This window comes from Clavibacter lycopersici, from assembly GCF_003576405.1.
Lineage (GTDB): Bacteria > Actinomycetota > Actinomycetes > Actinomycetales > Microbacteriaceae > Clavibacter > Clavibacter lycopersici.
In genome coordinates this window covers 23144-31868 of record NZ_QWGT01000007.1, presented here as the reverse complement: position 1 = coordinate 31868, position 8725 = coordinate 23144, and the positions used below count along the sequence as shown (strand labels likewise).

Here is an 8725-nt window from a genome sequence, read left to right as displayed (position 1 = left end):
CGCCCCGCGGGATGACGAGCGGCCCCGCCGCGGCGCCCGCCGGAGCTGATCCGCGCCCGGCCCGTCACGGGCCGCGACCGCCCCTCGTTACGATGGGCAGGTGATCCCCACCCTCGCCGACGTCGTCCGGGTGGTCGAGGACGCCTGGCCGCCCGCCGGCGCCGCCGACTGGGACGCCTCCGGGCTCGTCTCCGGGGATCCGCGTCGCAGCGTCCGCCGCATCCACCTGGCCGTCGACGCCGTGCGCGCCACGGTCGACGAGGCGGTCGCGTCCGACGCCGACCTGCTCCTCGTGCACCATCCGCTCCTCCTGCGGGGCGTGACCACGATCGCCGAGACGGGCTACAAGGGCGCGCTCCTCGCGGACCTCGTCCGCGCCGGCTGCGCCCTGCACGCGTCGCACACCACGGCCGACGTGGTCGAGGAGGGCACGTCGGGCCGGCTCGCCGCGCTCCTGGGGCTGGTGCCCGAGACCGTCCGGCCGCTCGATCCCGCCGAGGGCGGAGTCCGCGGCATCGGCCGGGTCGGCGACCTGCCCGCCCCCACGACGCTCGGCCGCCTCGCCGGGGAGCTCGCCCGCATCCTGCCGCCGACGGCGACGGGGATCCGCGTCGCGGGACCCTACGACGCACCGGTCACCCGCGTGGCCCTGTGCGGGGGAGCGGGGGACTCGCTGCTCTCCGCCCCCGAGGTCGTCGCCGCCGACGTCTACATCACCTCCGACCTCCGGCACCACCCGGCGAGCGAGGCGCGCGAGTCCGCCGCGCTGCGCGGAGGCACGCCGTACCTCATCGACACCTCCCACTGGGCGAGCGAGTGGCTCTGGCTGGACCAGGCGGCCGGGACCCTGCGGCAGGCGCTCCCCGACGTGGAGGTCACCGTGAGCGACATCCGCACGGACCCCTGGGACTTCGCCGTCACGCAGTGACCGCCCGCCGCGCGGCCGGGCCCGCGCATCCACGACACGCATCGCGTGCCCGCCGCACCGACCGGCGGAGCCGCACCACGAGAGGGAGAGCATGAAAGCCGATCCGAGCATCCAAAAGGAGCTCCTCGACCTGCAGCAGATCGACAGCAGGCTCACGCACCTCACGCGCCAGCTCGCGCAGCTGCCGCAGCTGAAGGAGATCGACGCGCTGCAGCGGGAGATGGAGCTCGTCCGCCGTCGCCTCGGCGAGCGGACCGGCGTCGTGGAGGACGCCCAGACCGAGCTCACGCGCATCGAGTCGGACGTCGCCGTCGTGCAGGCGCGCATGGACCGCGACCGGAGCCGCATCGAGGCCGGCGGCAGCTCCAAGGACGTCCAGGCGCTCGAGCGCGAGCTGGAGTCCCTGCTGCGTCGCCGCGACACGCTCGAGGAGGTCGAGCTCGAGGTGATGCAGCGGCTCGAGGAGGCGCAGGCCGCGCAGGCCGAGGTCGTCGTCGAGCGCGACGCGCTGGCCGAGCGCCTCGCGGCCGTGGAGGCGGAGCGCGACGCCGCGGCCGTCGAGCTGCGCGCGCAGGCCGAGCAGGCGCGGCGGGACCGCGACGCGCTCGCGACCCGGTTCCCCGAGGACCTCCTCGCGCTGTACGAGAAGCAGCGCGCCCGCTACGGAGTGGGCGCCGCGATGCTGCACCGCGGCATCTCGCTCGGCAGCAACATCGCCCTCCACCAGAGCGACCTCGACGCGCTGCGGAAGCGCGCGCCCGACGACGTCGTCATCGATCCCGAGAGCAACGCCATCCTCGTGCGCACGGACGAGTCGGGCCTCTAGCGGGAGGACCGCCCGACGGCCTGCCCTAGACTCGTCCCCGCGGATGGGTCGGCAAGACGGTCGCGTCGCGGAGGATCCCGAGAGGGGGAGACCGCGCCGAGGAACGTCCGGGCTCCGCAGAGCAGGGCGGTGGGTAACACCCACCCGGGGCGACCCGCGAGACAGTGCAACAGAGAGCAGACCGCCCGTCGCGCGAGCGGCGGGTGAGGGTGAAACGGCGGTGTAAGAGACCACCAGCGGCCCGAGTGATCGGGTCGGCTATGCAAACCTCGCCCGGAGCAAGGTCGAACAGGGGACGCACAGGCTGCTCGTCCAGTCCCCGGGTAGACCGCTGGAGGGCTGCGGTGACGCAGCTCCGAGATAGATGGCCGTCCATGGTGCCTTACGGCACAGGGACAGAACCCGGCGTATCAGCCGGCCCATCCGCATCCACACGACGAAGCGGCCGGATCCCCCAGGGGTCCGGCCGCTCTCGTCGTCCGCGGTGATGCGGCGGGTCAGTCCTCGGGCTTCGTCTTGTCGACGAGGTCGTCGGCGGGCGCGTGCGTGCTCGCACCGACCGCGTGCGCGGCGAGGGCCGCGGCGCCCATGATGCCCGCGTTGTTGCGCAGCTCCGCCGGCACGATGGGGGTGCGCAGCCGCAGCAGCGGCAGGAAGTGCTTGTGGTTCTTGGACACGCCGCCGCCCACGATGAACAGCTCCGGCCACATCAGCTTCTCGAGCTGGCCGTAGTACACCTGCAGCCGGGCGGCCCAGCGCTTCCAGTTGAGGTGCGCGCGCTCCTTGGCGGCGTACGAGGCGCGGCGCTCGAAGTCGCGGCGACCCGCGACGTCCATGTGGCCGAGCTCGGCGTTCGGGATCAGGACGCCGTCGTGGATGAGGGCCGTGCCGATCCCCGTGCCGAGCGTGGTCATGATGACGAGACCCCGCACGTCCTTGGCCGCGCCGTAGCGGGCCTCCGCGTAGCCGGCCGCGTCCGCGTCGTTGACGAAGGTGATCTCGAGGCCCAGGCGCTCCTCGAAGAGCTTCTCGGCCTCGAGGCCGATCCAGGTGGGGGAGACGTTCGCGGCCGACATGGTCGTGCCGTGCACGATCGCGGCGGGAAAGCACACGCCGAGGGGGGTGCCCGCGGGGACCTCGCCGAGCTCCTCGATGATCGTCTTGACGGTGGCCACGATGTCCTCGGGCTCGCCGCCCTGGGGCGTCGGCAGCTTGACGCGCTCGCTGCGCAGCTCACCGGTCGCGACGTCCACGATGGCGCCCTTGATGCCGGTCCCGCCGATGTCGATGCCGATTGCGGTCGTCGCGTCGTCGCTCATGGCACCGACACTACCGGCTCGTCCGGCCCCGACCGGCCTGCCTGCCGCGGCGGACGGGCCTAGCATCGGCAGCATGAGCGACAGCGACGAGCAGTACTGGTACGACGACCGCACGGGCGAGGTGGAGAAGGGGATGCTGTCCCCGGCGGCCCACCGGATCGGCCCGTTCGCCACGGCGGAGGAGGCGGCGAGGGCGCCGCAGAGGCTGCGCGAGCGCGCCGAGCAGTGGGCCGCGGAGGACCGCGACGACGACTGAGGGTCGCCGCCCGGGTCAGTCGGAGTAGCTCTCCGCCTCGGCGGGGAACGCGCCGCTGACCACGTCGTCGCGGTAGCGCGTCGCGGCGTCCAGCAGCACGGCGCGCATGTCCGCGTAGCGACGCACGAAGCGCGGCACCCGCCCGGCGGTCAGGCCCGCGAAGTCGGTCCACACGAGGATCTGCCCGTCCGTGCCGTTGCCGGCGCCGATGCCGATCGTCGGGATCCGCAGGTCCTCGCTCACGCGCCGCGCGACGTCCTGCGGCACCATCTCGAGCACGACCGCGAAGGCGCCTGCGTCCTCGACGGCGCGCGCGTCCGCGAGCAGCGCCTCGGCCGCGTCGCCGCGGCCCTGGATGATGTGGCCGCCGAGCCCGTGCTCGCTCTGCGGCGTGAAGCCGATGTGGCCCATCACCGGGATCCCGGAGGAGACGACGCGCCGGATCTGCTCGGCGCTGCGCACCCCGCCCTCGAGCTTGACGGCGTGGGCGCGGGCCTCCTTCATGAAGCGCACGGCGGTGGCGAGGGCCTGGTCGGGCCCGGACTCGTAGGACCCGAACGGCAGGTCGGCCACCACGAGCGCGCGCTGGGCTGAGCCCGCGACGGCGCGCGCGAGGGGGATCAGCTCGTCGACCGTCACCGGCACGGTCGTGTCGTAGCCGAGCACGGTGTTGCCGGCGGAGTCCCCGACGAGCAGGAAGTCGATGCCGGCCTCGTCGAAGACGCCGGCGGTGAGCATGTCGTAGCTCGTGAGCCCCGTGATCTTGAGGCCCTGCTCCTTCGCGCGGGCGAAGTGCCGGATGCGCACCCGCCGCGGCCCGCCGGAGGGCTCGCTCGGGAGGCGGGCCGGATCGGACGGGGGGACGGCAGCGTCGGGGCTCTGCATGTCACGGAGTCTACGGCGGGCCCCGCGCCCGCTCGGCCGGGCCCCTGGTCAGCCGGTAGGTTGGACACCGACGAGAGGGTGGTGGATGGACAAGCAGCGTGACTTCGTCCTGCGGACGATCGAGGAGCGCGGGATCAAGTTCGTGCGCCTCTGGTTCACCGACGTGACCGGCACCCTGAAGTCCGTGGCGATCGCCCCGGCCGAGGTCGAGGGCGCGTTCGCCGAGGGCCTCGGGTTCGACGGCTCGGCCATCGAGGGCCTCACCCGGTCCTACGAGGCCGACATGCTGGCCCACCCGGATCCGACGACGTTCCAGATCCTCCCGTGGCGCGGCGAGATCGACCCGACGGCGCGCATGTTCTGCGACATCTCCACGCCCGACGGGCAGCCGGCCATCGCGGATCCCCGCAACGTCCTCAAGCGCACGCTGGAGAAGGCGGCCGACCGCGGCTTCACCTTCTACACGCACCCCGAGATCGAGTTCTACCTGCTCAAGTCGAGCGAGTTCGGCGTCGACGGACCGGAGCCCGTGGACGCGGCGGGCTACTTCGACAACGTCCCCGGCGGAACGGCGCACGACTTCCGCCGCCGCTCGGTGCGCATGCTCGAGGACCTCGGCATCTCGGTGGAGTTCAGCCACCACGAGGCGGGCCCCGGCCAGAACGAGATCGACCTCCGCTACGCGGACGCGCTCACGACGGCGGACAACATCATGACCTTCCGCACCGTCATCAAGGAGGTGGCGATCGAGCAGGGCGTCTACGCGACGTTCATGCCGAAGCCGCTCGCCGCGCAGCCCGGCAGCGGGATGCACACGCACATGTCGCTCTTCGAGGGCGACGTCAACGCGTTCTACGCGTCCGGCGCCGAGTACCAGCTCTCCACCATCGGCCGCCAGTTCATCGCGGGCCTGCTCCGCCACGCGCCCGAGATCACGGCCGTCACGAACCAGTTCGTGAACTCGTACAAGCGGCTCTGGGGCGGCGGCGAGGCGCCCAGCTTCGTCACGTGGGGGCACAACAACCGGTCCGCCCTCGTGCGCGTCCCGCTGTACAAGCCCAACAAGGGCAACAGCTCGCGCGTCGAGTACCGCGCCATCGACTCCGCGGCGAACCCGTACCTGTCCTTCTCGCTCATGCTGGCCGCGGGCCTCAAGGGCATCGAGGAGGGCTACGAGCTGCCGGCCGAGGCCGAGGACAACGTGTGGAGCCTGAGCGACGCCGAGCGCCGCGCCCTCGGCTACGCGCCGCTGCCGTCGAGCCTCGACCACGCGATCCAGCTGATGGAGCGCTCCGAGCTCGTCGCCGAGACGCTGGGGGAGCAGGTGTTCAACTACGTCCTGCTCAACAAGCGGCAGGAGTGGCGCGACTACCGCGCCCAGGTGACGCCGTACGAGCTGCGCTCCAACCTCGAGATGCTCTGAGCCGGATCCGCGGCAGGCGCATCACGACCGACATCCGACGACGAGGCCGGAGCGAGCCATGAGACGTGGGCAGACCCTGCTCGGCGCGTTGGCGCGAGCGGGCTTCGCGCACCTGAGCGAGGTCGGCGAGGCCCTCGAGGAGGCCGCGGGGCTCTCCGGGTGGGCGGAGGCCGACCTGGTCGAGGCGCTGCACTCCAGCGCGGATCCGGACGGCGCCCTCGACGCGCTCGTCCGGCTGCTGCGGTCGGACCCCGTGCGCACGCGCGCCGTGCTCGCCGATCCCGACGCGCGCCACCGGCTGGCGCGGGTGCTCGGATCCTCGCGGGGGCTCGCGGAGTTCCTCACGCGCCACACCGTCGAGCTGGAGGCCTTCGCGCGGCCGCTGGAGGGGATGCCCGCCCCCGCCGACGTCCGGACCCGCCTGCTCGACGCGGTCCGCGCGGTCGACGGCGTAGCGGAGCTCACCGGTCCCGCCGCGCGCTCGGCCCTTCGGATCCGCTACCGCGCCCTCGTCGCGCGCGTCGCCGCATGGGACCTCGTGCACCCGGATCCGCTGGCGGCCGTGCGCCCCGTCACCGCCGCGCTGGCCGACCTCGCGGGCGCGGCCCTCGAGGCCTCCCTCGCCGTCGCCCGGGCGGAGCTGTCCGCCCCCGGGACCTTCGGCCGCGCGCGCCCCGAGGAGATCGCCGCGACGCGCCTCGCGATCATCGGCATGGGCAAGGCCGGCGCCCGCGAGCTCAACTACGTCAGCGACGTCGACGTCATCTTCGTCGCGGAGGCCGCGACCGACGCGGACGGTGAGACGGTCATCGAGCCGTCCCGCGCGGTCGAGCTCGCCACGCGACTCGCCGTGCTCACCATGCGCGGCATCGACGAGCACGAGATCGAACCGGCCCTGTGGGAGGTCGACGCCAACCTGCGACCGGAGGGCAAGGCGGGCGCGCTCGTCCGCACCCTCGACTCGCATCTCGCGTACTACGAGCGGTGGGCCAAGGACTGGGAGTTCCAGGCGCTGCTCAAGGCACGGCCCCTCGCGGGCGACGCCGAGCTGGGGGAGCGCTACGCCGACGCCGTCGCGCCGCTCGTCTGGTCCAGCGCATCGCGTGAGGGCTTCGTCGGCCAGGTGCAGCGGATGCGCACGCGCGTCACCGACAACATCCCCGCCGACCAGCTGCATCAGCAGATCAAGCTCGGGCCGGGCGGGATCCGCGACATCGAGTTCACGGTGCAGCTCCTGCAGCTCGTGCACGGGCAGACCGACGAGGCCGTCCGCGACCGCAGCACGCTGGCCGCGCTGGCCGCCCTCGCGGACGCGGGCTACATCGGCCGCACGGAGGCCGGTGAGTTCGCGAAGGACTACCGCTACCTCCGGCTGCTGGAGCACCGGCTGCAGCTGGACCAGCTGCGGCGCACCCACCTGATGCCGACCGACGAGGAGCGGCTGCGGATCCTCGCCCGCAGCACCGGGCTGGACGGGCGCGCCGAGGAGCTCGCTGCCCGCTGGAACGCCACCAAGACGGCAGTCCGCACCCTCCATGAGCGCTTGTTCTACCGGCCGCTCCTGGCCGCGGTCGCGTCGCTGCCTGAGGAGTCGCTCGCGCTCACGAGCGACCAGGCTGCCGCCCGCCTCTCCGCCATCGGCTTCGTGGATGCGCGCGGCGCTCTCGCCCACATCCGCGCGCTCACGCAGGGGGTGTCCCGCAGCGCCGCCATCCAGCGCCACCTCCTGCCGGTGCTCCTGCAGTGGTTCGCCGACGGCCCGGATCCCGACCACGGCCTGCTCGCGTTCCGCCGGCTCAGCGAGGCGCTGGGGGAGTCGAACTGGTTCCTCCGGATGCTCCGCGACTCGGCGGGGGCCGCGCAGCGTCTCGCGCAGGTGCTCTCGGGCTCCCGCTTCGTCTCGGAGCTGCTCGACCGCGTCCCCGAGACGGCCGCGTGGCTCGCGCGCGACGAGGACCTGCGGCCCCGCACCTGGGCCGCCCTCGAGGAGGAGGCCGTCGCCACCGTCAACCGGCATCCCACCGCCGATGCCGCGGCCGCGGCACTGCGCACCCTGCGCCGCCGGGAGGTCCTGCGCCTGGCCATCGGCGCGATCGTGGGCGTCACGCACGTCGAGACGCTCGGACCGTCCCTTGCCGACATCACCACGGCGACGCTCCGCGGTGTCATGCGCGCGATCCGCCGCGAGGACGGGCCCTGGCCCGAGTTCGCCGTGGTGGCCATGGGGCGGTACGGGGGCGCCGAGCTGGGCTTCGGATCCGACGCCGACGTCATGTACGTGTTCCGGCCGATCGCCGGCATGGATCCCGAGCTCGCCCAGCGCCGGGCCCAGCTCATCGTGGCCGAGCTGACGCGCCTCACCGAGGACTCGCGGCTCCCGCTCGACCTCGACACGGGACTGCGCCCGGAAGGACGGAACGGCCCCGTCGTGCGCTCGTTCGCCTCCTACCGCGCGTACTACGAGCGCTGGTCGCTCACGTGGGAGGCGCAGGCGCTGCTCCGCGCCCGCGGCGTGGTCGGCGACAGCGGCCTCATCGCCGACTTCACCGCGCTCGCGGACCGCTTCCGGTACCCGGAGGGCATCGGCGACGCGGACGTCCGCGAGATCAAGCGGATCAAGGCGCGCGTCGAGAACGAGCGCCTGCCGCAGGGCGCGGATCCCACCAGGCACCTGAAGCTCGGGCGCGGCTCCCTCAGCGACGTCGAGTGGCTCGTCCAGCTGATCCAGCTGCAGAACGCCCACGCCCACCCGGAGCTGCGGACCCCGACGACGCTCGGCGCCCTCGACGCGGCGGTGACGGCCGGGCTGGTGCTCCCCGGCGATGCGGGCCGCCTCCGCGACGCCTGGCTCCTCGCCTCCCGCGTCCGCTCGGCCATGACGCTGTGGACCAACCGCACCGCGGACGTGCTCCCCGCCGATCGCGCCGCACTCGACGCCATCGCCCGCCTGCTCGAGTACCCGCCCGGCTCGGCGACCGTGCTCGAGGAGGAGTACCTCGGCGTCACGCGACGGTCTCGCGGCGTCTTCGAGCGGCTCTTCTACGGGCTGGACGAGACACCCGACCCACGCGGCGCCTGACGCGATCCG

At 73.4% G+C, this 8725-nt stretch carries 7 protein-coding genes and 1 other RNA gene; 6 read left to right on the top strand and 2 right to left on the bottom strand.

Features of this window, described 5'->3' with window-relative positions:
• The first annotated feature begins 100 nt into the window (after nucleotides 1–100).
• The 3 genes from DZG00_RS01270 to rnpB all read left to right on the top strand — a co-directional run bounded on the left by DZG00_RS01270 (nucleotide 101) and on the right by rnpB (nucleotide 2180).
• A complete protein-coding gene (locus tag DZG00_RS01270; RefSeq protein ID WP_119383293.1) occupies nucleotides 101–928 on the top strand; it encodes a Nif3-like dinuclear metal center hexameric protein in 828 nt (275 codons plus the stop codon).
• A gap of 91 nt (nucleotides 929–1019) precedes the next feature.
• Complete coding sequence (locus DZG00_RS01265; protein ID WP_119455321.1) at nucleotides 1020–1754, top strand: zinc ribbon domain-containing protein; 735 nt, start codon at nucleotides 1020–1022, stop codon at nucleotides 1752–1754.
• Nucleotides 1755–1798: 44 nt separating this feature from the next.
• Nucleotides 1799–2180, top strand: an RNA gene (gene rnpB / locus DZG00_RS01260) — RNase P RNA component class A.
• Nucleotides 2181–2251: 71 nt separating this feature from the next.
• Here rnpB and ppgK read toward each other — a convergent pair.
• On the bottom strand, nucleotides 2252–3073 hold the full coding sequence (gene ppgK / locus DZG00_RS01255; RefSeq protein ID WP_119381113.1) for a polyphosphate--glucose phosphotransferase: 822 nt from the start codon (nucleotides 3071–3073) through the stop codon (nucleotides 2252–2254).
• Nucleotides 3074–3146: 73 nt separating this feature from the next.
• Here ppgK and DZG00_RS01250 point away from each other — a divergent pair, with 73 nt between their 5' ends.
• On the top strand, nucleotides 3147–3329 hold the full coding sequence (locus DZG00_RS01250; RefSeq protein WP_086513456.1) for a hypothetical protein: 183 nt from the start codon (nucleotides 3147–3149) through the stop codon (nucleotides 3327–3329).
• Between the two features lie 15 nt (nucleotides 3330–3344).
• Here DZG00_RS01250 and panB read toward each other — a convergent pair whose 3' ends face one another.
• Nucleotides 3345–4214: a 3-methyl-2-oxobutanoate hydroxymethyltransferase gene (gene panB, locus DZG00_RS01245; RefSeq protein WP_119381112.1), complete on the bottom strand. Its 870-nt coding sequence runs from the start codon at nucleotides 4212–4214 to the stop codon at nucleotides 3345–3347.
• Between the two features lie 85 nt (nucleotides 4215–4299).
• Here panB and DZG00_RS01240 point away from each other — a divergent pair, with 85 nt between their 5' ends.
• Together DZG00_RS01240 and DZG00_RS01235 are read left to right on the top strand one after the other, a co-directional pair.
• Nucleotides 4300–5637 (top strand): glutamine synthetase family protein, encoded by a 1338-nt coding sequence (locus tag DZG00_RS01240; RefSeq protein WP_119381111.1) that lies wholly within the window; start codon nucleotides 4300–4302, stop codon nucleotides 5635–5637.
• A 58-nt stretch (nucleotides 5638–5695) separates the two neighbouring features.
• Nucleotides 5696–8716, top strand: a complete 3021-nt coding sequence (locus DZG00_RS01235) for a bifunctional [glutamine synthetase] adenylyltransferase/[glutamine synthetase]-adenylyl-L-tyrosine phosphorylase (RefSeq protein WP_119381110.1) — start codon at nucleotides 5696–5698, stop codon at nucleotides 8714–8716.
• Nucleotides 8717–8725 lie beyond the last annotated feature (9 nt).